This is a genomic window from Paraburkholderia phenazinium, assembly GCF_900141745.1.
Taxonomy (GTDB): domain Bacteria; phylum Pseudomonadota; class Gammaproteobacteria; order Burkholderiales; family Burkholderiaceae; genus Paraburkholderia; species Paraburkholderia phenazinium_B.
In genome coordinates this window covers 2,576,225-2,600,112 of sequence record NZ_FSRM01000002.1, presented here as the reverse complement: position 1 = coordinate 2,600,112, position 23,888 = coordinate 2,576,225, and the positions used below count along the sequence as shown (strand labels likewise).

General features: G+C 60.1%; 17 protein-coding genes, 2 tRNA genes and 2 rRNA genes. 10 read left to right on the top strand and 11 right to left on the bottom strand.

The genetic code is table 11. The features are described 5' to 3' along the window. Positions 1–38: 38 nt before the first annotated feature. Positions 39–971: a LysR family transcriptional regulator gene (locus BUS06_RS31495; RefSeq protein ID WP_074268223.1), complete on the bottom strand. Its 933-nt coding sequence runs from the start codon at positions 969–971 to the stop codon at positions 39–41. A 171-nt stretch (positions 972–1,142) separates the two neighbouring features. Here BUS06_RS31495 and BUS06_RS31490 point away from each other — a divergent pair, with 171 nt between their 5' ends. Further along, positions 1,143–1,916 (top strand): putative hydro-lyase, encoded by a 774-nt coding sequence (locus BUS06_RS31490; protein WP_074269406.1) that lies wholly within the window; start codon positions 1,143–1,145, stop codon positions 1,914–1,916. An 82-nt stretch (positions 1,917–1,998) separates the two neighbouring features. Then, positions 1,999–3,294 (top strand): MFS transporter, encoded by a 1,296-nt coding sequence (locus BUS06_RS31485; RefSeq protein WP_074268222.1) that lies wholly within the window; start codon positions 1,999–2,001, stop codon positions 3,292–3,294. 146 nt (positions 3,295–3,440) lie between these two features. On the opposite strand, the gene yjfF is transcribed toward BUS06_RS31485, so the two are convergent. From yjfF to BUS06_RS31465, 4 genes are all read right to left on the bottom strand, one after another. Continuing rightward, positions 3,441–4,562, bottom strand: coding sequence for a galactofuranose ABC transporter, permease protein YjfF (gene yjfF, locus BUS06_RS31480; protein WP_074268221.1), 1,122 nt, complete (start codon positions 4,560–4,562; stop codon positions 3,441–3,443). Continuing rightward, the gene (locus tag BUS06_RS31475; protein ID WP_074268220.1) at positions 4,559–5,590 is read right to left on the bottom strand and encodes an ABC transporter permease; all 1,032 of its coding nucleotides are present in this window, start codon (positions 5,588–5,590) and stop codon (positions 4,559–4,561) included. The genes yjfF and BUS06_RS31475 overlap by 4 nt, the downstream gene beginning before the upstream one ends. Then, positions 5,587–7,188, bottom strand: coding sequence for a sugar ABC transporter ATP-binding protein (locus tag BUS06_RS31470; protein ID WP_074268219.1), 1,602 nt, complete (start codon positions 7,186–7,188; stop codon positions 5,587–5,589). The genes BUS06_RS31475 and BUS06_RS31470 overlap by 4 nt, the downstream gene beginning before the upstream one ends. Before the next feature lie 111 nt (positions 7,189–7,299). Continuing rightward, positions 7,300–8,286 (bottom strand): ABC transporter substrate-binding protein, encoded by a 987-nt coding sequence (locus tag BUS06_RS31465; protein ID WP_074268218.1) that lies wholly within the window; start codon positions 8,284–8,286, stop codon positions 7,300–7,302. 348 nt (positions 8,287–8,634) lie between these two features. Here BUS06_RS31465 and BUS06_RS31460 point away from each other — a divergent pair, with 348 nt between their 5' ends. Continuing rightward, entirely contained in the window at positions 8,635–9,069 is a 435-nt protein-coding gene (locus BUS06_RS31460; RefSeq protein ID WP_074268217.1) for a universal stress protein, read from the top strand. A 5-nt stretch (positions 9,070–9,074) separates the two neighbouring features. Here BUS06_RS31460 and BUS06_RS31455 read toward each other — a convergent pair whose 3' ends face one another. After that, positions 9,075–9,665, bottom strand: coding sequence for an alpha-ketoglutarate-dependent dioxygenase AlkB family protein (locus BUS06_RS31455; RefSeq protein WP_074268216.1), 591 nt, complete (start codon positions 9,663–9,665; stop codon positions 9,075–9,077). Positions 9,666–9,863: 198 nt separating this feature from the next. Between BUS06_RS31455 and BUS06_RS31450 the strand changes: the two genes are divergently transcribed. After that, entirely contained in the window at positions 9,864–11,027 is a 1,164-nt protein-coding gene (locus tag BUS06_RS31450) for a metallophosphoesterase (RefSeq protein ID WP_074268215.1), read from the top strand. An 81-nt stretch (positions 11,028–11,108) separates the two neighbouring features. On the opposite strand, the gene BUS06_RS31445 is transcribed toward BUS06_RS31450, so the two are convergent. Next, the gene (locus tag BUS06_RS31445) at positions 11,109–11,612 is read right to left on the bottom strand and encodes a hypothetical protein (protein ID WP_074268214.1); all 504 of its coding nucleotides are present in this window, start codon (positions 11,610–11,612) and stop codon (positions 11,109–11,111) included. A gap of 730 nt (positions 11,613–12,342) precedes the next feature. On the opposite strand from BUS06_RS31445, the gene BUS06_RS31440 reads away from it, so the two are divergent. From BUS06_RS31440 to BUS06_RS31415, 6 genes are all read left to right on the top strand, one after another. Then, positions 12,343–13,611, top strand: a complete 1,269-nt coding sequence (locus tag BUS06_RS31440) for an MFS transporter (RefSeq protein WP_074268213.1) — start codon at positions 12,343–12,345, stop codon at positions 13,609–13,611. A 34-nt stretch (positions 13,612–13,645) separates the two neighbouring features. Continuing rightward, the gene (locus BUS06_RS31435) at positions 13,646–16,069 is read left to right on the top strand and encodes a glycoside hydrolase family 31 protein (RefSeq protein WP_074268212.1); all 2,424 of its coding nucleotides are present in this window, start codon (positions 13,646–13,648) and stop codon (positions 16,067–16,069) included. Positions 16,070–16,184: 115 nt separating this feature from the next. Beyond that, positions 16,185–16,892 (top strand): MgtC/SapB family protein, encoded by a 708-nt coding sequence (locus tag BUS06_RS31430; RefSeq protein ID WP_074268211.1) that lies wholly within the window; start codon positions 16,185–16,187, stop codon positions 16,890–16,892. A 457-nt stretch (positions 16,893–17,349) separates the two neighbouring features. Continuing rightward, the gene (locus BUS06_RS31425; protein ID WP_074268210.1) at positions 17,350–17,607 is read left to right on the top strand and encodes a GlsB/YeaQ/YmgE family stress response membrane protein; all 258 of its coding nucleotides are present in this window, start codon (positions 17,350–17,352) and stop codon (positions 17,605–17,607) included. A 277-nt stretch (positions 17,608–17,884) separates the two neighbouring features. Beyond that, positions 17,885–19,279, top strand: a complete 1,395-nt coding sequence (locus BUS06_RS31420) for a selenium-binding family protein (protein WP_074268209.1) — start codon at positions 17,885–17,887, stop codon at positions 19,277–19,279. Between the two features lie 5 nt (positions 19,280–19,284). Further along, a complete protein-coding gene (locus tag BUS06_RS31415) occupies positions 19,285–19,935 on the top strand; it encodes a hypothetical protein (RefSeq protein ID WP_074268208.1) in 651 nt (216 codons plus the stop codon). Between the two features lie 158 nt (positions 19,936–20,093). On the opposite strand, the gene rrf is transcribed toward BUS06_RS31415, so the two are convergent. The 4 genes from rrf to BUS06_RS31395 form a co-directional block, all read right to left on the bottom strand. Next, positions 20,094–20,207, bottom strand: a 5S ribosomal RNA gene (rrf, locus tag BUS06_RS31410). 231 nt (positions 20,208–20,438) lie between these two features. Further along, positions 20,439–23,318 (bottom strand): 23S ribosomal RNA (locus BUS06_RS31405). A gap of 318 nt (positions 23,319–23,636) precedes the next feature. Then, positions 23,637–23,712, bottom strand: a tRNA-Ala gene (locus tag BUS06_RS31400). A gap of 73 nt (positions 23,713–23,785) precedes the next feature. Then, positions 23,786–23,862: transfer RNA gene (locus BUS06_RS31395), tRNA-Ile, on the bottom strand. Positions 23,863–23,888 lie beyond the last annotated feature (26 nt).

The following is a 23,888-nucleotide window of genomic DNA, read 5'->3' as shown; positions in this document are numbered from 1 at the left end:
GGCCAAAACGCACTACCATGCGCCCATGGCGCGCTACGTTAGCGTCGCTGGATCAACTGCCGCCCCATCGTATTGGCGTATGCGTCGCACGCGTTACGCGCTACCCGCGCTGCCGCCAGCACGCCCACGGCAGCATCGTCGCGATAACACATAGCCACGACGATAGGCGGAGGCAGCGGGCGCACCTGAAGCTCTCCAAGCTCTCCACTTTGCAGCAAAGGTTCGACAAACAGTGCCGGCACTGCTGCCACGCCATAGCCGTCTCGCAGCAACTGCACGATGACGGCCACCGAAGGCATGCACGTGACGTTGGTTTCTTCCAGCGGCGCGCCCGCCCGTCGCGCCAATGCACTGACGATGCCCTCGACCGCAATCTGCGGCGCAGTGCCCCGGCCAAAAGTCAGCACTGGTTTGCGCAGCACGGTTTGAACATGCTTCGTGCGGCTTGCCGGGATCAGGTCGCGCCTCGCGATCCAACGCACTGGATAGCTCGCCAGCGCGGTCGAAATCACAGAGGGGTCGCCGTCGCCCTCCACTTGCAACACCAGATCAAGTTCTCCGGCCCGCAACCGGGGCGCCAGCACCGCACTCACGTCGACGGTCAGGTCGACCACGATGCCGCTGTGTTCGTCGTTCAGCATGCGCACATAGTCAGGCAGCCAGCTATGCACGACCGTTTCGATCACACCAAGGCGCAGTCGCGTTGCGATTTGCGCGTCGTCCTGTGCGGCGAGTTGCAGCGAACGCGTCGCCTGCACGACAGAACGCGCGTGAGTGAGCAGCCGCTCGCCGTCAGGCGTCAATTGGAACTCTGTAGCGCTACGCTCGATCAACTCGACGCCTAATTCGGCCTCGAGTGTCTTGATGCGCAATGAGATCGCAGCGGGTGTCGCGTGCATCGCAGTGGCCGTGGCGCGAAAACTGCCAAGGCGCGCGAGCGTCAGAAAGGTTTCCACAAAACGTGTATTCACGGCAGCATCTCGGGCGGAAAGCGAGGAAATAGCGGAAGAGAATGGCACGAAGTCCCTTCTCCACCGTTAAGTTTAATTTAACGAAAAGCAAAAAAATCTCGCTAGAGGGATATTTTCGGCGCGACTACTCTAGTTCGCATCCGTTATCCGAAGCGAGCTTTGTTTATGACCATCACCCCGTCCGAATTCCGCCAGCAGGTGCGTAGCCGCCGCATCTGCGGGCCGACTGCCGGCTATTGCGGCGATTTTGCGCAAGCCAATCTCGCGATCCTGCCGCGTCAATATGCAGACGATTTCCTGCGGTTCTGCACATTCAATCCAAAAGCGTGTCCATTGCTCGGTATGGGCGAACCCGGCGAATGGCGCGTGCCTGCGCTCGGTGCCGATCTCGACGTCCGCAATGACGTGCCGGCCTTCTACGTCTACCGTCACGGCGAACGCGCCGAGGAAGTGCGCAGCCTGAACGAACTGTGGCGCGACGACCTGGTGGTGTTTGCGATTGGCTGTTCGTTTTCGTTCGAGGAAATGCTCAAGCGCGAAGGCATCGGGTTGCGACATATCGAGCAGAAACGCAATGTGCCGATGTACCGCACCAGCGAAGCGAATGTGCCGGCCGGTGTGTTCGGCGGTCGCCGCGTGGTGTCGATGCGTCCGATGAAGGCTGCCGACGCGATTCGCGCCATCCAGATCACGAGCCGTTTTCCAGGCGTGCATGGGGCACCGGTGCATCTGGGCGATCCGTCGTTGATCGGTATCCGCGATCTGTCGCGACCGGATTTCGGCGATGCAGTCGATATCCACAGCGACGAGTTGCCGGTGTTCTGGGCCTGCGGTGTGACACCACAGGCGGCCATTGAAAGCGCACGTCTGCCGTTCGCAATCGCACACAAACCAGGCCACATGCTGATCACCGATATCCCCAACGCACGGCTCGCCATTCTCTGAGCGTGCGCTGCGCCAGCGTCTTCTCATCCAATACAAGCCCGCGCAACCAGACACGGCACTGACTACGATCCGGAGGTTAAGCATGGAAAGCAAAGCGCCGTTGACGGCCGAGACTGGCCATTACGATGAACGCACCAAAGGTCCGTTCTCGTGGTATCGAACGATCTCCGCGAGCGAGAAGCGCGCGTTCTGGAGCTGCAAGATCGGCTACGTGCTCGATGCCATGGATACGCAGTTTCTGAGCTTCGTGATTCCTACGTTGATCGCAAGCTGGGGTATTACGCGCGGCGCGGCAGGTCTGATCGGCACGGTGACGTTGCTCAGTTCGGCGATCGGTGGCTGGGCGGCAGGCGTGTTGTCGGACCGCATCGGAAGGGTCAAGACGCTGCAAATCACGATCCTCTGGTTTGCGATCTTTACTTTGGCGTGTGCGCTGGCGCAGAACTTCTCGCAGCTATTGTGGGCGCGCGGCCTGATGGGGCTTGGCTTCGGCGGCGAATGGACGGCGGGGGCGGTGCTGATCGGCGAAGTAATCCGGCCACGCGACCGCGGCAAGGCGGTCGGCCTCGTGCAGGCCGGCTGGGCAATCGGCTGGGGACTGTCCACCTTGCTCTTCACGCTGGTGTTCTCGCTTGTCCCCGCAGACTACGCCTGGCGCGTCCTGTTTGCGATTGGTATTGCGCCGGCGCCGTTTGTCATCTGGATTCGCCGCTTCGTCGACGAGCCGGAGGTGCATCGGCAACAGAAGCAGATCGAAGCCAATGCACAGTCGCGGCCGTCCCTGCTCGACATCTTTCGCGCCGACATCGTCTGGACTACTTTGCGTGCTTCGATCCTTGCAACAGGCGTACAAGGGGGCTACTACGCTGTAACGACCTGGCTGCCGACGTATCTGAAGACCGAACGCCATCTGAGCGTGATCGGCACCGGCAGTTATCTGGGCGTCGTGATCGTCGGCTCCTATTGCGGGTATCTGGCGGGCGCGTATATCAGTGATGCGATCGGCCGCAAGCGGGCTTTTATCGCCTTCGCGCTGGCTTCGGTGGGCATCGCCTTGATGTACACACGCCTGCCACTCGACAACCTCTCCATGCTGGCGCTCGGTTTCCCGTTGGGCTTCTGCGCGTCCGGGATTTTTTCCGGCATGGGGGCGTTTCTGACCGAGCTCTTTCCGACCAGGATCCGCGGCTCGGGGCAAGGCTTCTGCTACAACTTTGGGCGAGCGGTCGGCGCGACGTTTCCGTTTTTGATCGGGTATGTGTCGCAAAGCATGACGCTCGGGCACGCTATCGGAGTGTTTGCGGCCGCCGCTTACGGGGTGGTGATTCTTGCTGCGCTCACGTTGCCTGAAACCAGGGGGCGGCAACTGCAGTCTTGAGATTTCTCGCGCTCATTTGTGTCCCGGCTAGCAACGGCTCGCAGCTGCTAGTCGGGACACGTGCCGCGCCGTGCCACTTTTCACACTGGATACGCCGGTCGCGCCGGAAGCCGGGGCAGGCGCAGCACAGTACCGCGCCATCAACGTCACAGCGCCTTGCCCAGACCTTCCTGCGACGCGCGCGCCACGCGGCCGGCCGCGTGCGAGTCGGTAGCGCCCGGGTCCTGTCGCGATCGCTCACGAGACGGCGCCACCACCGCGCCCGCGGTGCCACCAGGCCGCCGGACCGAACGCGCATGCCGCTCGATCAGCCGCTGCAGCAGGCAGAACGCGCACAACAGCGCCCCGATCACGATACGGGTCCACCAGGAACTCAGCGTGCCATCGAAAGTGATGAGCGTCTGGATCGTGCCGAGTATCCCGACGCCGAACAAGGAACCGATCACATAGCCGACCCCGCCGGTCAGCAAGGTGCCGCCGATCACGGTTGCCGCAATCGCGTCGAGCTCCATGCCTTGTCCCTGGAGTCCGTAGCCCGACAGCACATAGAACGTGAAGACCGCGCCGCCGAGCGCCGAGCAAAATCCGCTCAGCGCATAGACACCGATCCGCGTGCGCGCCACAGGCAACCCCATCAGCAGTGCTGAACGGGGATTGCCGCCCACCGCGTAAACATTGCGGCCGAAGCGCGTGTAATGGGCCACGAAGATCGCCGCGACGAGGGTCACCAGTGCGATCAGCACATTGGCGCTCACCGAGCCGGTGCCGATTTGCAACCGGTACGCCGAGATTGCCTTGAAGCTCGGATCCGTGATGGTGATCGACTGCGTCGTGATCAGGAAGCACAGACCACGCGCGAAGAACATGCCGGCCAGCGTCACGATGAACGGTTGCAAACGGAAGAAGTGAATCAGCGCCCCCTGCACGGCGCCGAATACCGCGCCCATCAGCAGCACGATGGCAAGAATGACCACGACCGGAAGGTGGAAGCGTTCCGCCAGCACCGCTTCGACAATCGTTGTAAGCGCAACCACCGAACCCACCGACAGATCGATCCCGCCCGAGATGATCACAAAGGTCATACCGATCGCGACGATCAGCAGGAACGCATTGTCGATCAGCAGATCGAGCAGCACCTGCAGCGAGAAAAAGCCGGTGTACATCACCGAACCGAAGCCAAACAGCGCGCAGAACAGCAGGATCGTAACAGCGATAGGCAACGTCCGCGGATCGAAGATACGGGCCCAGATATCGACTAGCCGTTTCATCGCGCCACCCCGCGCTGGGTGAACAGAGACATTACCAGCGCGCGCGCCGAGGGCGACTGGATCACGCTGACCGCCAGCACCACTACCGCCTTGACGACGAGTGTCGCCTCGGGCGGTACGCCGATCGAATAGGTGGTGTAGGTCAGTGTCTGAATGATCAGCGCGCCCAGCACGGTGCCCGCAAGACTGAAGCGGCCACCGAGCAGCGAAGTGCCGCCCAGTGTCACCGCCAGAATCGCGTCGAGTTCGAGCAACAGGCCGGCGTTGTTACCGTCGGCACTGCGAACGTTCGAGCTGATCAGGATGCCCGCCACCGCCGCCGTGAGCCCCGAGAAGGCGTACACGGCAAACACGATCGCTTTCGATCGCAGTCCTACCAGCCGGGTCGCGACCGGATTCACGCCGATTGCGCGAATAAACAGTCCCAACGCCGTACCTTCGATCAGCAACGCGGTCGCCAGCACCGCGACGGTCGCGATCCACACGGAAAACGGCACGCCCAACAGATAGCCGCCACCGACGAACAGATAGCCCGGCGCGCCGATCGGAATAATCTGGCCGCCGGTCAGCAACTGCGCGACCCCACGCCCAGCCACCATCAGGATCAAGGTGGCAATAATCGGCTGCATGCCGACGAACGACACCAGCATGCCGTTCCACATGCCACTCAACACGCCGACGACAAGCGCAGCACCCAGTGCCTCGCCAATCAGCCCTGCGCTCGGAAACGGCTGCGTCGCCAGGATCGTGGCCGCTGCCGCACCGGCAATCGCCACCACAGCGCCCACGGAAATATCGATGCCGCGTGTGGCGATCACCAGTGTCATGCCTGTCGCCACCAGTGCGAGCGGCGCGGCACGATTCAGGATATCGATGGGCGCGCCGAACAGATGTCCGTCAAGAACACGCAGCGACAGAAAATGCGGATTGACCCACAAATCCAGCACGAAAAGCAGCACGAGGGTGACACACGGCCAGATCAGCGGACGCTCAGCGCCATCGCGGGTGAACCAGTTCGATATCTTCATTCGCCGCTCCCCGCAATCAGCCGATAGATGTTGTCCTCATTCGACGCGTTACCCGCCACCTCCGCAATCTTGCGGCGATCGCGCAGCACGGCTACCCGATGACTCACCCGCAGCACCTCGCTGACCTCCGATGAAATGAACAGGATCGCGAGACCGCTGGCGCATAACGCCAACATGCGGTCCATGATGTCGAACTTCGCGGCGACGTCAATACCTCGCGTTGGCTCGTCGAGAATCAACAGCTTCGGTTCGGTGGCGAGCCATCGCGCCAGCAGCGCCTTTTGCTGGTTGCCGCCGGAGAGCAGGCCAATGGGCTGCTCGGCGTCCGATGCCTTGATGCCCAGGCGCTCGATCCACAAGTCAGCCAGCTCACGCGCCCGCTGTCCGCTGATCTTGCGGAACCACCCGCGCCGTGCCTGCAGTGCCAGCAAAATGTTCTCGCGAATCGACAGTTCGGCGACGATGCCCTCCTTCTTGCGGTCTTCCGGGCAATAACCGATACCGAGCGCCACGGCGTCGTGTGGCGAACGCAAGCGCACGGCGCGACCGCCCACGTTAATCGTGCCGCTATCGGCGCGGTCAGCGCCGAACAGCAGGCGCGCGGTTTCGGTACGTCCCGAGCCGAGCAGGCCGGCGAGACCGAGAATCTGCCCCGGTTGCACGTCGAGGTCGACCGGCTGCATGCTCCCGCGACGCCCCACTCCGCGCAACTCGACGAACGGCTGCACCGCCTCTTTCTCTGCCGGCGCTTCGTGCGCCGCTTCCCGCAGCCGCGTGCTCATGCGCTCGTGTCCGACCATCTTCGCGACCAGTTGGTCCGCCGACAGATCGCGTGCCAGGTACTCGCCCTCGCGCTCGCCATTGCGCATCACGGTGATGCGATCGGAAATCGCGTAGGTCTGCTCGAGAAAGTGCGTCACGAACAGGATCGCAATGCCCGATTGCTTAAGATGCCGAAGTATTTTGAAAAGCTGCGCGACTTCGCTGTCATCGAGGCTCGAGGTCGGCTCGTCGAGGATCAGCACGCGCGCGTCGACCGAAATCGCCCGCGCGATGGCCACCATCTGTTGCACGGCGATGGGATAGGCATCGAGCGACTTGGTCACGTCCAGCGAGACATCGAGGCGCTCCAGTGCCGCCTGCGCGCGACGCCGGATTTCGCGCCAGTCGATCGCGCCGAAGCGTTTCGGCTGGCGGCCCGCAAACACGTTTTCCGCCACCGACAGATTCGGGCACAGATTCACTTCCTGATAGAGCGTCCGCACGCCGGCTGCCTCAGCCTCCTGCGGAGACGCAAAAGCCACCGCCTGACCGCCTAGATGTACGACGCCCGCGTCGGGCGCAACCACCCCCGTCAGAACGTTGATCAAGGTGGACTTGCCCGCGCCGTTCTGCCCCATCAGCGTGTGAACTTCACCGGGGAACAGGCGGAAATCGACGTTCTGCAACGCCTTCACGCCGGGAAACGTCTTGGTGACGCCCTTCGTTGCCAGAATTGGCTCAATCTCTCCCGCCTGGGCGGTCGCGTCGGCATGCTGCGCCAACGCCGGGCCGTGGCTGCGGACGGGTTCCGGGGAGTCGGGAGTCGGGTGGGCCATAGACCTCGCTCGATGGGTGGAAAAGAGGCCGTCTGCTGTGGAACGCAGCAGGACGGCCAGGCACCGCTGGAGAAACTTGTTATGTCTGCGTCACGCCGTCAGCGACCCGGTTCAGTACTTGCGGGTCGGCAACGTCTGCGCCGCGACGCTCATCGGGAACACCGTTTCCTGCGTCAGGATCCGCTTGGGCAAAGGCTTGCCGGCCACCACGTCCTTCACCGCCGACATCAGTTGCGGTCCCAGCAACGGGCTGCATTCCACATCGACGTTCATCTTGCCCGCGGCCATTGCCTGGAAGCCGCCCTTGGTCGCGTCGAACGAGACGACGGTGATGTCCTTGCCGGGATGCAGGCCGGCCTCTTCCATCGCCTGGATGGCGCCGAGCGCCATGTCGTCGTTATGCGCATAAACTACATTTATTTTATTTCCATAAGTTTTTATAAAGGCTTCCATGACCTGCTTACCGCCGGCCAAGGTGAAGTCGCCGCTTTGCGAGGCGATGATCTTGAATTTCGGGTCGTTCTTGATCACCTCGATGAGACCAGAATGGCGATCATTCGCCGGCGCCGATCCGACCGTTCCCTGCAGTTCCGCGATATTGATGGGCCCGGGATTGCTTTTGAAGTTGTCTTCAAGCCAGTGACCGCCACGCCGCCCCTCTTCCATGAAGTCGGAACCGATCATGGTGACGTAAAGCGACGTGTCCTTCACGTCGATGTTGCGGTCGGTCAGGATCACCGGAATTTTGGCGGCCTTCGCTTCGAGCAGGATGGGCTCCCAGCCCGACTCCACCACCGGTGAGAAGGCGATCACATCGACTTTCTGCGCGATATACGAGCGCATCGCCTTGATCTGGTTTTCCTGCTTCTGCTGGGCGTCCGAGAACTTGAGGTTGATCTTTGCATCGGCTGCTGCCGATTTGATCGATTCGGTATTCGCCGTGCGCCATGCGCTCTCGGCGCCGACCTGCGCAAAACCGAGGGTGATGGTCTTGTCCTGGGCATATGCGCTGCGCGCCACGAGGCTCAATGTCCCGGTGCCTGCCGTGAGTGCAAGCGCGCCCAACGCACGACATACCACGCGCCGTGAATTCGCCATGTCTGTCTCCTGATCGTTGTTGTGCTGGCGATCCGTAGCCGCCTGCAGCAAGGCTGCGGCAGGGGATCGTGTTAAAGCGTAGTGGCTGGCGTGACACGCGTCCAATCATATGATTTGCACACTCGATACCAATTTTGGTATAGCGATGCCAATCAGACTACGTATTCGGGCATACCCTGATGGCGCCCAGCCCGGCCTTGGTTCGCGCTTCGGCACGATTTTTTGATGCGATTTTTATGTGCTCACGGGCATTCTTTAGACGCCCGGTACGCGGCTGCCGCTACGCTTTAGTCGATCCTGCTGCGCGTCTGCAGTCAGATCCAACGGTCATCTGATGGACAACCGATCATGCTGAAACTTCTGGTACCCGTAAGCCGCTCGGCGCGCTCGCTACAGGCCGTGCGGCACGCTGCGTTCCTCTACAACGAGCGATGTGCGTCCGAGATCGTGCTGGTCAACGTGCAGCCCTCGCTCGAATCGACGCGTCTTGAAGCCTTTTATTCCCTCTCGAAGCTGCGCACACTCGAAGGTTCCGACGGCGAGGCCGCGCTGAGCCGCGCCAAACGCATTCTCGACGACGCAGGCGTTAAGTATTCCGTAGAAATCAGGGTCGGCCCGCTGGTGCCGACTATCGCAAGTTGTGCAGAACAATACGGCTGCGACGAGATCGTCGTCGCAGCGCCGCGCAGAGACCTGTTCCATGCTGCTGCGCGGATCATCAACCGTAGCGTGATGGACCGTCTGGTGAGTGTTTCCAGGATTCCGGTCACCGCAGTGAACTAGCCGCGCTAGCGGCGCGACGTCACCCAGCGAAACGTCAGATTGATCCGTTCGCCGCTGATACGCGGTTCTTTCGGCACCCGATGGCGCCACTCCGCCTGAGTGTTTCCGCGCATGACGAGCAGGCTGCCGCCTTTGAGCTGAAACGACTGCACGACCGCCGTCTTGTTGTGGCGCAAATCGAAGGTCCGGGCCACGCCAAGACTCACCGACGCAATTACCGGTTGCGCGCCCAATTCAGGTTCGTGGTCCGCGTGCCAGCCCATGCTGTCCATTCCGCTGCGGTAACGATTGATCAACACGCTATTGAAACGGCATCCGCTGGTCGTTTCGGCGCTGGCCTTCAACTCGGCCACCATCGGCGTCCACGCTTGCGGCACATTGCGAATGCCGGAGTAAACGTACACCGCGTCCGCCTCCCCCTGCCAGGCGGTGAGTCGCGGCAGAGCCACGCGTCCCGCTGGCGTGCCCATCGATTCCTGCTTCCACGCAACCTCGTCGATCAGTTGCGTCAAGGCGCGGCCCGCAGCTTCGGGCGAGAGCCAGTCGGGATACCAGTCAACGTCGGGCTTGGGAAGGTCGTCGAACAGATCGTTCATGGAATGGGAGATAACATGCGCGGTCCCGCGCCCCCTTAGAATAGCTTACCGCACACGCAATTCAAAAAGGCTTGGGCGCCGTCGGCAGGCGTGACGACATGTCGGTAGAATGATCTGCCTTGCCGGCGAACACCTTCTCCGCACGCGCCAGCAAGTTTGCGCGTACGTCCGGCACCCGATTCGCCTTACCCCCTTCCTATGCGCCGCTTATCGTTCCTTTTTCGCATTATTGGCATTGGCGTCCTGCTGCACATTTACGTCGGCTTCCGGGTCATTCCCGACCTGCCGGTGGGAAACGCCGGCCGCTGGCTTGCGGCACTCTGGCTCGTGCTATCCGTCCTGCTCATACCGCTCGGCATGCTGGCACGGACCATCAAACGTCAGCCTCTCGGCGACCGGCTCGCCTGGGCCGGCTTGCTGGCGATGGGCTTTTTCTCCTCGTTGCTGGTGCTGACCTTCGCGCGTGATCTCGTGCTGGCGTCACTGCTGACTGTCGATGCCATCTGGCCGCACACCATCCCACTGGCGCGCTTGCGCATGGATTCCGCTGCGGCGGTGCCGCTGCTGGCATTGCTGTCCACGGCAGTCGGCTTTTTCAATGCGCGCAGGCGGGCACGCGTCGTCACGATCGATGTCCCCATCGACGATTTGCCGCAGGCGCTCGACGGCTTCACGATCGTCCAGATCAGCGATATACACGTTGGCCCAACCATCAAGCGCCGTTACGTGGATGCGATCGTCGACGCAGTCAACCGCCTGAAGCCTGACCTGATCGCGGTAACCGGCGATGTCGTGGACGGCGGTGTGCCGCAGTTGCGCGACCACACGCGGCCGCTGTCGCGTCTGAGCGCGCGCCACGGAGCGTTTCTGGTCACGGGCAATCATGAGTATTACGCCGGCGCCGACGCGTGGATCGACGAGTTTCGCCGGCTTGGCTTGCATGTGCTGCTCAACGAGCACGTGGTGGTGGAGCACGAAGGCGCCCGCGCGGTGATTGCAGGCGTGACTGACTATTCCGCGGGCCATTTCGACCCTGCCCATCACAGCGATCCTGCTGCCGCGCTCGCAGGCGCTCCTGGCGACGTGCTGATCAAAGTGCTGCTTGCGCATCAGCCGCGTTCGGCGGAAGCCGCTGCCGAAGCTGGTTTTACCCTGCAGTTGTCGGGACACACGCACGGCGGACAGATTTTCCCGTGGAACTTCTTCGTGCGCCTGCAGCAGCCGTTTACGGCAGGGCTCGCGCGGCTCAATGGGTTGTGGGTTTATACGAGCCGCGGTACCGGCTATTGGGGCCCGCCGAAGCGCCTCGGAGCACCTTCGGAAATCACGAGGCTACGGTTGGTGCCGGGCGAGCCGAGCTGAAATGAAATACGCGGAACGCTCTTTCAGGCGCTCCGCGTGCGAACCCCTACCAAAGTAACTACGCCAGCCTCACAGCCGACGTTACTGCGCCGCAGGCGCCACTGCGACGCTCACTTGCGGCGCGTACGCCACGTCAACGTGCATCCCCGGCTGCAGGTTTGCAACCTTCACCGGATCGTGGCCCTGGATGTGGAATACGTCGCCATTAGGTCCCCTCAATTCGACCACACCTGAAGCGCGGTCGAACGCCACCACCTCGGCCGTGAGGTTCTGCGGCGACTGTGCCGCAAGCGCGCCATGCGACGGGCTCACGAGCGCGCTACGGATCATCCGGACATGGACCTTACTGCCCGGATGGATCTGGGCAAGATTGCTGGTATCCGTGACCGTGAAGGATGCTTCGCCGCCATGCGCGTCGACCACGGTAACGGCGTGCCGTACCTGGTCGACACCCTTCACCACGCCGTCAGCCTGCAACACGCTGTTGCCTTCGAAAGCCGCGGGCAACGCTTCGGCCGCCGGTGAAACAAGCGGTGCTGCTGCGATCAATGCGCCGGCAACGATGCCAAGGGTTTTCTTGTTCATGCAATCCTCAATCAGGTAATAACGAAAAGAGAATCAGGCCGCGGGCAGGCGCGCAAGGAGCACAACCCCGATCAACGGGGGCGCTCACGCCGGGTTATGCAGGAGGGCGCCGGACCTGGCTGCCGCATGCGATCTGGCGCACGGGCTGCACGACCTGATTCAAAGCACGGGCCAGTCTGTTTTCTGGGATGAGCCCTGTCAAGCTTCGGACTCCACATTTAATTTGGGATGGAAAGACGGTTTAGCTGGATTGAACTCGAGGATGACGGGAATACGTAGACCAGCTTTCGAGCCAGCGGTTTTGCAGCGTGAAGGCAAATCTGGCGCAAAAGCGCCGCTGAGCTGACGTGAGAAGGCCGGCCACGTGGTCTCCGTCAGCGGGGCGACTCCAGTCTGACGTACGGAAGTCGCGCCAGGGCGGACTCGAATCAGGCCCGAACAGTCAAACTGTTCATTTCGAGTTCAAACGAACAGCGGGATGCTTGACGGCGCTCGTTTACGAACATACGATACGACTAAGCGACATCGACATCGGTTGTCATATGACTTGTGCACTTCAAAACGGCAACCTGTCCATTTTTCGGGATAAATAGTCTTTCTGGTCACCGAATGCGGCAGATAGTCATGTGATGACCTATCAGATCGACCGCTGAGCCCAGCGGCAAACCAAGGGCTGACACACCGACCGGATCGCCGCGTCGCGACAAAAAATGACAGGATGGAGACAGCGTTGAAAGTAATCAAAGGCTTACGTTGGTGGATCATCGTGCTCGTCTGTCTCGGCACGATCATGAATTACCTGGCTCGCAACTCATTGGCTGTGTTGGCGCCGGAGTTGAAGCATGTATTCGCGCTCACCACTCAACAGTATTCGTACGTCGTCGGCGCGTTCCAGATCGGTTACACGATCATGCAGCCGGTGTGTGGACTGATCGTCGACCTGATTGGCTTGCGGCTTGGCTTTGCCCTGTTTGCGGCGCTGTGGTCGCTCACCGGCGTCCTGCACGGGTTCGCCACCGGCTGGCTGTCGCTCGGCGCCCTGCGCGGCGCGCTTGGGCTGTTCGAGGCGGCCGCGATTCCCTCCGGCATGAAAGCGGTCGCAGAATGGTTTCCTGACAAGGAGAAGTCAGTCGCCGTCGGCTATTTCAACGCCGGCACATCGCTGGGCGCCCTGCTCGCGCCGCCGGTCGTGATCTTTCTGTCGCTCCGCTTTGGCTGGCAGGCTGCGTTCATGGCAACCGGCGCGTTCGGTTTCGTCTGGGCCGCACTCTGGTACGCGTTGTATCGTTCACCCGCGGATCACCCGCGCGTCTCCCGAAAAGAGCTGGCGTTGATCCAGGACGGTCAGACCCAGTTCGCACCGGCCAGTCAGCGCCCTGTGCGTGAGATCCTCGGCTCGCGCCGCTTCTGGGCCATTGCGCTGCCGCGCTTCTTCGCCGAGCCAGCCTGGCAAACCTTCAGTTTCTGGATCCCGCTTTATCTCGTGACGGTACGTCACATGGACCTCAAGCAGATTGCGATCTTCGCGTGGCTGCCCTTTCTGGCCGCCGACCTCGGCGGCATCTTCGGCGGTTATCTATCGCCGTTCCTGATCCGGTATTGCCGCGTCCCGCTCATCTGGTCGCGCGTGGCGGGTGTGATTCTCGGCGCATTCCTGATGATCGGACCGGCCTGTATCGGCCTCGTCGCATCGCCGTACACGGCCATTGCATTATTCTGCGTCGGCGGTTTCGCGCACCAGATGATCTCAGCGCTCGTGAACACTCTGAGCGCCGACGTATTCGATTCCGACGAGGTCGGCACTGCCAGCGGGTTCGCCGGCATGGCGGCCTGGATAGGAGGCCTGAGCTTTTCGCTGGTGGTCGGAGCGCTGGCCGACACGGTCGGTTACGGGCCCCTGTTCGGCTGCCTCGGCGCGTTCGATCTGATCGGCGCAACGCTGCTTGTGGTGCTGATACGCGGCCAGTCGAAACGTGAACGCAAGCTCGCGCATGCCTGACACGGCATCGCAGATTCAACCAGAGGAAAGTCCGATGACGTCGCTGTTAAATCCGCCCGTATTCAAACCCTCCACCCAGTCGGGCGACCTCGTACGCTTGACGAGCGCGGCGGGGCCGGTCATGGAAATCTTCGTGCTCGAAGAGGATATCGTGCGGGTGCGCGTGCTGCCCGATGGCGAGGCACACGGGCCGCGTACCTGGGCCATTGCACCGGGACTCGACGACGTAGACATCGAAGGCCGCGATCGTCTCGATCTTTCGGGCTATACATTGCCGTCTTTCAGACAGCATGCCGACGACACAGAACTGTGCATCGAAACCGCGCAAATCCGGCTCACCGTCGCGCTGCAAGGCGGCCATTGCAGCTGGGATCTGCGTAGCGGTGAAAAATGGCAGCGCGTGCTGCAGGACCGCGCGACGCAGGCCTACAATTTCGGCTGGTGGGACGAGCGCGTCTATCACTACGTACGCCGTGAACCGGGCGAGATGTATCTGGGGCTCGGCGAGCGCGCCGGTTCGCTCGACCGAGCCAATCAGCGCTATGAGATGGTCAACGTCGACGCGATGGGCTACAGCGCGAAGACAACCGATCCGCTCTACAAGCACATCCCCTTCTACCTCACGTGGCAGCGAGAAGCGGCGCTCGGCTTCGGCCTCTTCTACGACACGCTCGCCGATTGCACATTCGACATGGGCCGTGAGCTCGACAACTATCACGGCCACTATCGCCACTTCATCGCGGAGCACGGCGATCTCGACTACTACTTCATCGCTTCGCCAGCAACGCCGCTCGCAGCCGTGCGCCGCTTCACGTGGCTGACCGGCCGCCCCGCCCTGATGCCGAAGTGGGGCCTCGGCTACTCCGGGTCGACGATGAGCTATACGGACGCGCCCGACGCGCAGCAGCGCATGGGCGAGTTCATCGAGCGCTGTCGCGAACACGATATCCTGTGCGACTCGTTCCACCTGTCGTCGGGTTATACGTCGATCGGGCCGAAGCGTTACGTCTTCAACTGGAATCGCGACAAATTCCCCGACGTAGACGGCTTTGTGCAGGGCTATCTGGACGAAGGCGTGCGCCTGTGCGCCAACATCAAGCCGTGCCTGCTGCGCGACCACCCGGAGTTCGACCAGGTTGCACGCGACGGCCTGCTGATTCGCGCGCGAAGCGGCGAACCCGCGTGGGTACAGTTCTGGGACGAAGTCGGCGCGTATCTGGACTTCACCAATCCTGACACGATTGCATGGTGGCGCTCGCACGTCACCGACGCGCTGCTGCGTTACGGCATTGCTTCGACGTGGAACGATAACAACGAATTTGAAATCTGGGCGACGGACGCCATCGCCCACGGCTTCGGCAAGCCGTACCCGGCCCGCGAAGCGAAGGTGCTGCAGACCATGCTGATGATGCGCGCATCACGCGACGCCCAGCGCGCGTTCGCGCCTGAAAAGCGGCCATTTCTCGTTTCGCGCTCGGGCGGTGTGGGGATGCACCGCTACGTTCAGACGTGGTCGGGCGACAACTACACATCATGGGAAACGCTGCGCTACAACCTCAAGATGGGGCTCGGACTCGCGCTTTCGGGCGTGTCGAACATTGGACATGACATCGGCGGATTTTCAGGCCCGGCGCCTGACGCAGAACTGTTTGTTCGCTGGATTCAGTTCGGAATCCTGATGCCGCGTTTTAGCATCCACTCGTGGAACGACGATGGTACGGTTAACGAACCGTGGATGCATCCTGAGGCGACCGGCCAGGTCTCGGACCTGATCAAGCTGCGCTACCGCCTGATGCCGTATCTGTACCACCTGCTTTGGCAGTCGACCCAACACTACGAGCCCGTCTTGCGCCCGACCTTCGCGGATTTCCCGCACGATCCGCAATGCTACGTCGATGGCGACGATATGCTGCTCGGCACATCGCTGCTCTGTGCGCCGGTTGTCCAACCCTCGAAAACTGAACGCGCAGTATGGTTGCCGGCGGGTGCACGTTGGATCTCGTACTGGAGCGGTGAAGCATTCGAAGGCGGCCGGCACATCACCCTGCCCGCGCCGTGGGATCAACCCGTCATGCTGATTCGCGAGGGTAGTGTCGTGCCGCTGAATGTCGCGCAGCAACACTTCGCCCAACCTGCCGATCTGCGCGGCTTTATGGTGGCACCCTGTCAAGGCGCAGGTATTGCGCAAGGCGAGTGTCATGAAGACGATGGCGAATCGGAAGCCTGGCGTACCGGAGCATACGGTTGCTGGAAGGTCAGTGTGGAAAGTGACGCGGCAACGCTCGCCGTGACAGTCAACTGGACAGGGAAATGGGCGCGGCCCTTCGACTCCGTGGATGTCTTCATCCCTGCAGGCGATAGCCGGCGGATTGTCGCCACCACAGGTGTGATTCGCAGCGAAGTGCGCGGTGCACAGTGGACTCGACTCGTCCTCGATCTGTCTGCTTCTACGGCCTGATCTGCCTGCGCGAGGCATAGCACGGAGACACGCATCGCAACTCGTGTATTGTTAGCGATGCTGTCACGCGCCTGGTTCAAACTACGCGTTTGAGCACGCCTCGACTATTGATCCAATGACGCTTGAATTTGTCTGGCGGCTCCTCGCCGCCTTCTCCTGCGGTGTTGCAATCGGCATCGAACGGCAGATGCGGCAACGTACGGCCGGTCTACGCACGATTACCCTCGTCGCGAGCGGGGCGTGTCTGTTTGTTTCGTTGGGCGTCCTGACCGGCAACGGCACCGCTGGTGTCACGCAGATCGCCGCTTACGTGGTGTCCGGCGTCGGCTTCCTCGGCGGCGGCGTGATCATGCGCGACAAGGGATCCATCCAGGGCATCAACACGGCGGCGACCCTCTGGTGTTCTGCGGCCGTCGGCGTGTTGTGCGGTGCGGGACATTTCGGCCCGGCACTCGCCGGCACAGCTATCGTGCTGCTGACCAACACCGTGTTACGCGAAGTTAGCCGCACCATCAACGCAACGCCGGTTTCAAATGCCGATCTCGTGCGCGAGTACGTACTGACCGTGGTCTGCCGCGAAGAGGATGAGGTTCATATCCGCGCGGCGCTATCGAACTCGATGTATTCCATGCCCCTGTCGTTTCAGAGTCTGACGAGCGAGGACGTGGCAGAGCAGCCTGGGCGCATACGCGTCACGGCTAACCTGAAACTGCATCCGAAGGATCAGTCGAAGCTCGAATTGATGGCGAGTCGCATCAGCATGGAAGCGAGTGTCTCGAGCGTAAGCTGGATTGCGAAAGAAGCGGAACCGGCGCCGGAGTAGCGCCGCGTGCTGTGTGGAAGCCGGCACCTAAACGTCTGTTCGGCCCGCGCCGCCGCTTCGCTTTCAAACGCCCAACCTGGGGGCACCGGCCGCGGGTGGTAGTCCACGCCTTGCGCCCGGCGACGGCGTCATCTATAACAACCGTAGACGAAGCATCGGCCGGCGCCGCGTTGCATTGATGGTAGAGTGCGTCGTGTGAATCGATGGTCCGTATGTCTGTGCAGCCCGAGACCGAGAACGAAATGAACCGAGCGACTGCGCGTTGTCTTACCGTGCCTTTGCGCCATAGCCACTCTGGCTATGCGCCCTGTCCCGCCACCGCGGCGGCCTCATCGCCAATCCCTCCACAATACATTCAGACATTGTTAAATCCATATCCTGAATATGGACTGCGTCACCCCCTTGGACTAAGCTCTGTCACCGTGAATTTTTCACGCTCAACCATGGAGTCTTGATTATGGAACACGGCATCATTGCATGGCTCATCATTGGCGCGATCGCCGGCTGGCTAGCTGGTGTGCTCGTCAAGGGCGGCGGTTTCGGGTTGATCGTCGACATCATTGTCGGGATCGTCGGCGCGTTTATCGGCGGTTGGCTTTCCGGCGTCCTGCACATCTCGCTTGGGGGTGGCTGGATCGGCTCGATCATCACAGCGGTAATCGGTGCGGTCATTCTGTTGTTTATCGTCCGCCTGTTTAGTCGGCGCGGAGTCTAGCGTTTGCCGTGTCGGGCGACTTCGGTCGCCTGACTTGCAATGCATCAAACCGCTGCTACGTCGCTCTCATCACGTCCCCCTTCTTCTCGCGATCGACTTCGTCGCACAGATCGCATACGACGCATTGTGCATTGCGCGTTGTGCGAACTCGCCTTGCCCCATAACGTCGGCGCATTTGCTTATTCCATATCGAGCTTTGAGCGTGGCTTAAACCAACTACAGTTCAAGATGGCTAGTTGTGTCGTCCCGAGTCGCACTGATACGGAGGAGGAGCACCATGGGCATCTGGAAGCCGGACCCGAGCTTTTATCCCTCACCGCGCCTTGCCGCAGAGGCGCCGCCCGAAAAGCTCGCCTATGTGGCCGCGTTCGATCCTGATCGCACCCGGCCGGATGAGATCGCAGTGGTCGATGTCGATCCGGCCTCTCCGGCTTATGCCAGCATCGTCGGCAATCTGGCCATGCCGCATGCCGGCGACGAGCTGCATCATTTCGGCTGGAATGCATGCTCTTCCTGCCTCTGCCCCAACGCGCCACATCCGCATACGGAGCGGCGTTACCTGGTTGTGCCTGGGTTACGCTCGTCGCGCATCTATATCCTCGATACGAAGCCTGATCCCCTTCATCCGACTATCGTCAAGACGATCGAGCCGGCCACCATTGCGAGCCGCACGGGTTATAGCCGTCCGCACACCGTACATTGTGGTCCGGGTGGGATCTATGTGACCGCCCTCGGCAACGCCGAGGGCGGTGCACCCGGTGGAATCTTCCTGCTCGATCCGGAAAGTTTTGAGCCACTCGGACGCTGGGAAGTCGACCGCGGCTCGCAGCAACTCGCGTACGACGGCTGGTGGCACCTCGGCTACGACACGCTCGTCACCAGCGAATGGGGTACACCGGATACGTTCGAGAATGGTTTGATTCCGGAGGTGCTTCTCGGCGCGCGTTACGGTCGCCGTCTGCATTTTTGGGATTTCACGCGCCGCAAACATCTGCAGGAAATTGATTTCGGACCGGAATACCAACTCGTGTTCGAATTGCGGCCGGCGCACGATCCGACCAAAGCGCATGGTTTCGTCAATTGCGTGATCAGTCTGAAGGATTTGTCTTCGTCCATCTGGACCTGGTATCGCGACAAGGACAAGTGGGCGGTGCGCAAGATCATTGATATTCCCGCTGAGCCTGCTGACCCCGCATTGCTTCCGCCAGTCCTCAAGTCCTTCGGCGCGGTGCCGCCGCTTGTGACTGACATCGATCTTTCGCTCGATGATCGTTTTCTTTACGTGTCCTGCTGGGGCACGGGCGATCTGCTGCAATACGACGTGTCCGATCCGTTCGCACCGAAACTTACGGGGAAAGTGCGTATTGGCGGCATCGTCTCGCGGGCGACCCACCCGGGTGCCTCGAACAGTGCGCTCAGCGGTGGTCCGCAAATGGTCGAGGTAAGTCGCGACGGCAAACGGATCTACTTTACGAACTCGCTGTACGGTGCGGTCGATCCGCAGTTTTATCCGGATGGCATCGACGGCTGGATGGTCAAGCTCGATGCAGGCCCGGACGGCGGTCTGTCGTTCGATGAGGAGTTCTTTCTGGAGTGGCCGGAAGGGCATCGGCCGCATCAGATTCGTCTGCAAGGCGGCGACTGTTCGTCTGATTCGTACTGCTATCCCTGAACGGCATGAATCCATCGACGTCGACGTGGTGGACATGGTTCGTGGTTGCCGCGCTCGGCGCGTTTCACGGCATCAACCCGGCGATGGGCTGGCTGTTTGCTGTCGCGCTTGGACTGTATCGACGCAGTCGGCGAGTGGTCTTGCTCTCGCTGATACCAATCGCACTCGGACATGCACTCGCCGCCGGCTGCATGCTGATGGCCGGGTTGTCGCTCGGTATGATCATCGATCATTCCGTATTGAGCCGAGTGTGTGGGGTCTTGCTGATCGGTTGGGCGGCGTGGCATGCGTTGCGAGGCCATTGCATGCGACCGCGCGTGGGTATGCAGACAGGCTTTGCCGGGCTGATGGTCTGGTCGTTTGTGATGGCAGGTTCGCACGGTGCCGGACTCATGTTGATTCCGGCTCTAATGCCGATATGCGGCGCGTTGGCTCACGCGCCAGGCACCGTGATCTCCAGCTCCGGGCCTACTGCGACGATCGCGGCGATCGCCTTGGGCGTGCATAGTGCTGCGATGCTGGTGACTACAGGTGTGATCGCTGTGGCTGTGTTCGACCACTTTGGCGTTGGCGGTTTGCGCACCAAGTGGCTCAACTTCGATCTGCTCTGGACAGGGACGTTGGCGGCATGTGGTGTGATGCAGTTGACGCTTTGATTTGGCGGGATGAAGCGGCGTTGCCAGTGAGCGACTCTGTCAGCGCTGCCGGAGTGCTTGGGTCTTTGAGGTCTGTGGAGGGGTTTGACGAGCGTATTTGCGCGCGTAAACGCAGAAACCCCACCTTTGCGGGGTGGGGTTTCTGATGCTGCTAGGGAGCCTGACGATTACCTACTTTCACACGGGTAATCCGCACTATCATCGGCGTGGAGTCGTTTCACGGTCCTGTTCGGGATGGGAAGGGGTGGTACCGACACGCTATGGTCATCAGGCATGACTTGTTGCTGCACTGCTCATGGAGCAGTACGGCCAATCGGGAAGAAGTAGTTTCTGGTGATGCTCACCAGCGGTGAGCGTTCTGGGGTTGTGTTGTTTCTGGCACAACATCGATCACTCAACCGTGCGTTCTGCTACCCCCGTCTGGGGGTTCACACGCATCCCCTTCGGGGATCGGACCCGGGTAGGCGCTAAAGCGCCAACCCGGGTCGAGACACACCTGTTATAGGATCAAGCCTTACGGGCAATTAGTATCAGTTAGCTTAACGCATTACTGCGCTTCCACACCTGACCTATCAACGTCCTGGTCTTGAACGACCCTTCAAGGGGCTCGAAGCCCCGGGGATATCTCATCTTAAGGCGAGTTTCCCGCTTAGATGCTTTCAGCGGTTATCTCTTCCGAACATAGCTACCCGGCGATGCCACTGGCGTGACAACCGGTACACCAGAGGTTCGTCCACTCCGGTCCTCTCGTACTAGGAGCAGCCCCCTTCAAATATCCAGCGCCCACGGCAGATAGGGACCAAACTGTCTCACGACGTTTTAAACCCAGCTCACGTACCTCTTTAAATGGCGAACAGCCATACCCTTGGGACCGGCTACAGCCCCAGGATGAGATGAGCCGACATCGAGGTGCCAAACACCGCCGTCGATATGAACTCTTGGGCGGTATCAGCCTGTTATCCCCAGAGTACCTTTTATCCGTTGAGCGATGGCCCTTCCATACAGAACCACCGGATCACTATGACCTGCTTTCGCACCTGCTCGACTTGTCGGTCTCGCAGTTAAGCACGCTTATGCCATTGCACTATCAGCACGATTTCCGACCGTACCTAGCGTACCTTCGTACTCCTCCGTTACACTTTGGGAGGAGACCGCCCCAGTCAAACTGCCTACCATGCACTGTCCCCGACCCGGATAACGGGTCAAGGTTAGAACCTCAAACAGACCAGGGTGGTATTTCAAGGTTGGCTCCACGCAGACTGGCGTCCACGCTTCACAGCCTCCCACCTATCCTACACAGACCGGTTCAAAGTCCAATGCAAAGCTACAGTAAAGGTTCATGGGGTCTTTCCGTCTAGCCGCGGGGAGATTGCATCATCACAAACACTTCAACTTCGCTGAGTCTCGGGAGGAGACAGTGTGGCCATCGTTACGCCATTCGTGCAGGTCGGAACTTACCCGACAAGGAATTTCGCTACCTTAGGACCGTTATAGTTACGGCCGCCGTTTACCGGGACTTCAATCAAGAGCTTGCACCCCATCATTTAATCTTCCGGCACCGGGCAGGCGTCACACCCTATACGTCCACTTTCGTGTTTGCAGAGTGCTGTGTTTTTATTAAACAGTCGCAGCCACCAGTTTATTGCAACCCCTTCACCCTTTGCCCGCAGGGGCATCAAGCTACAGGGGCGTACCTTATCCCGAAGTTACGGTACCAATTTGCCGAGTTCCTTCTCCCGAGTTCTCTCAAGCGCCTTAGAATACTCATCTCGCCCACCTGTGTCGGTTTGCGGTACGGTCTTGTTAGACTGAAGCTTAGAGGCTTTTCCTGGAACCACTTCCGATTGCTTCTTCACCGAAGTGAATGGCCTCGCACCCTTGAATTCCGCGCCCGGATTTGCCAAAGCGCCTTCTCCAATGCAAGGACCGGGACTTCCAACACCCGGACAACCTTCCGCGATCCGTCCCCCCATCGCATCTAACAATGGTGCAGGAATATTAACCTGCTTCCCATCAGCTACGCATTTCTGCCTCGCCTTAGGGGCCGACTCACCCTACGCCGATGAACGTTGCGTAGGAAACCTTGGGCTTACGGCGAGGGGGCCTTTCACCCCCTTTATCGCTACTCATGTCAGCATTCGCACTTCCGATACCTCCAGCACACTTTTCAATGCACCTTCGCAGGCTTACGGAACGCTCTCCTACCATGCATATAAATATGCATCCGCAGCTTCGGTATATTGCTTAGCCCCGTTACATCTTCCGCGCAGGACGACTCGATCAGTGAGCTATTACGCTTTCTTTAAAGGATGGCTGCTTCTAAGCCAACCTCCTGACTGTTTTAGCCTTCCCACTTCGTTTCCCACTTAGCAATATTTGGGGACCTTAGCTGGCGGTCTGGGTTGTTTCCCTCTTGACACCGGACGTTAGCACCCGATGTCTGTCTCCCGTGATTGCACTCTTCGGTATTCGGAGTTTGCTATGGCGAAGTAATCCGCAATGGACCCTTCAACCATGACAGTGCTCTACCCCCGAAGGTGATACACGAGGCACTACCTAAATAGTTTTCGGAGAGAACCAGCTATTTCCAGGTTTGTTTAGCCTTTCACCCCTATCCACAGCTCATCCCCTAACTTTTCAACGTTAGTGGGTTCGGACCTCCAGTACGTGTTACCGCACCTTCATCCTGGCCATGGATAGATCACCTGGTTTCGGGTCTACACCCAGCGACTGAATCGCCCTGTTCGGACTCGCTTTCGCTACGCCTGCCCTAATCGGTTAAGCTTGCCACTGAATGTAAGTCGCTGACCCATTATACAAAAGGTACGCCGTCACCCCTTGCGAGGCTCCGACTGTTTGTATGCATGCGGTTTCAGGATCTGTTTCACTCCCCTCCCGGGGTTCTTTTCGCCTTTCCCTCACGGTACTGGTTCACTATCGGTCGATCACGAGTATTTAGCCTTGGAGGATGGTCCCCCCATCTTCAGACAGGATTTCACGTGTCCCGCCCTACTTGTCGTACACCTAGTTCTTCCTCGCTGTTTTCGTCTACAGGGCTATCACCTGCTATGGCGGCACTTTCCAGAGCCTTCGACTAACAATGAAGATAAAGAGTACAGGCTGGTCCCATTTCGCTCGCCACTACTCTGGGAATCTCGGTTGATTTCTTTTCCTGCGGCTACTTAGATGTTTCAGTTCGCCGCGTTCGCTTCGCACAGCCTATGTATTCAGCTGCGGATACTCCATACGGAGTGGGTTTCCCCATTCGGACATCTACGGATCAAAGCTCGTTTGCCAGCTCCCCGTAGCTTTTCGCAGGCTACCGCGTCCTTCATCGCCTGTGATCGCCAAGGCATCCACCACATGCACTTGTTCGCTTGACCCTATAACGGGTGTGTCTCATGCCGCATCCACTGGGGATGCAACGCTTGCCACATCGTTACAGGTTGAGTATTCGTGTTGCGCCGTATTCCAAAGCAATCTTTCGATCACTTAAAAATACATTGATACAATCACAACCCTGATTCACCTACTCAATCACCCATCTCTAAGTGATCTTTCGTGAATCTCTTTACTACTTCTTCCTGATTGTTAAAGAACGACAGCCGATATCGCAATCTCTGATTGCGTACCACTCTGACTGGCTCAATCGCCAATGCATAACGCCCGGTTCACCGAACCAGACTTTCTGCATTGAGGATTGGTGGAGGATGACGGGATCGAACCGACGACCCCCTGCTTGCAAAGCAGGTGCTCTCCCAGCTGAGCTAATCCCCCAGTCACACAGACATCTCTATCTGTATTGATGCCCCAGGGGTTTCAGTCATTAGCGCAGCCACCGCAGAAACAGTGGTGGGTCTGGATGGATTCGAACCATCGACCCCCGCCTTATCAAGACGGTGCTCTAACCGACTGAGCTACAGACCCCTGAGTCTGTCTTAAATCACAGCCGA

Bases quoted from the DNA above. Each gene is read 5' to 3' on its own strand.
- BUS06_RS31445 (WP_074268214.1), bottom strand. From the start codon at position 11,612: ATGAACAAGAAAACCCTTGGCATCGTTGCCGGCGCATTGATCGCAGCA.
- BUS06_RS31470 (WP_074268219.1), bottom strand. From the start codon at position 7,188: ATGGCCCACCCGACTCCCGACTCCCCGGAACCCGTCCGCAGCCACGGC.
- BUS06_RS31460 (WP_074268217.1), top strand. From the start codon at position 8,635: ATGCTGAAACTTCTGGTACCCGTAAGCCGCTCGGCGCGCTCGCTACAG.
- BUS06_RS31430 (WP_074268211.1), top strand. From the start codon at position 16,185: ATGACGCTTGAATTTGTCTGGCGGCTCCTCGCCGCCTTCTCCTGCGGT.
- BUS06_RS31475 (WP_074268220.1), bottom strand. From the start codon at position 5,590: ATGAAGATATCGAACTGGTTCACCCGCGATGGCGCTGAGCGTCCGCTG.
- yjfF (WP_074268221.1), bottom strand. From the start codon at position 4,562: ATGAAACGGCTAGTCGATATCTGGGCCCGTATCTTCGATCCGCGGACG.
- BUS06_RS31420 (WP_074268209.1), top strand. From the start codon at position 17,885: ATGGGCATCTGGAAGCCGGACCCGAGCTTTTATCCCTCACCGCGCCTT.
- BUS06_RS31415 (WP_074268208.1), top strand. From the start codon at position 19,285: ATGAATCCATCGACGTCGACGTGGTGGACATGGTTCGTGGTTGCCGCG.
- BUS06_RS31455 (WP_074268216.1), bottom strand. From the start codon at position 9,665: ATGAACGATCTGTTCGACGACCTTCCCAAGCCCGACGTTGACTGGTAT.
- BUS06_RS31435 (WP_074268212.1), top strand. From the start codon at position 13,646: ATGACGTCGCTGTTAAATCCGCCCGTATTCAAACCCTCCACCCAGTCG.
- BUS06_RS31425 (WP_074268210.1), top strand. From the start codon at position 17,350: ATGGAACACGGCATCATTGCATGGCTCATCATTGGCGCGATCGCCGGC.
- BUS06_RS31450 (WP_074268215.1), top strand. From the start codon at position 9,864: ATGCGCCGCTTATCGTTCCTTTTTCGCATTATTGGCATTGGCGTCCTG.
- BUS06_RS31465 (WP_074268218.1), bottom strand. From the start codon at position 8,286: ATGGCGAATTCACGGCGCGTGGTATGTCGTGCGTTGGGCGCGCTTGCA.
- BUS06_RS31485 (WP_074268222.1), top strand. From the start codon at position 1,999: ATGGAAAGCAAAGCGCCGTTGACGGCCGAGACTGGCCATTACGATGAA.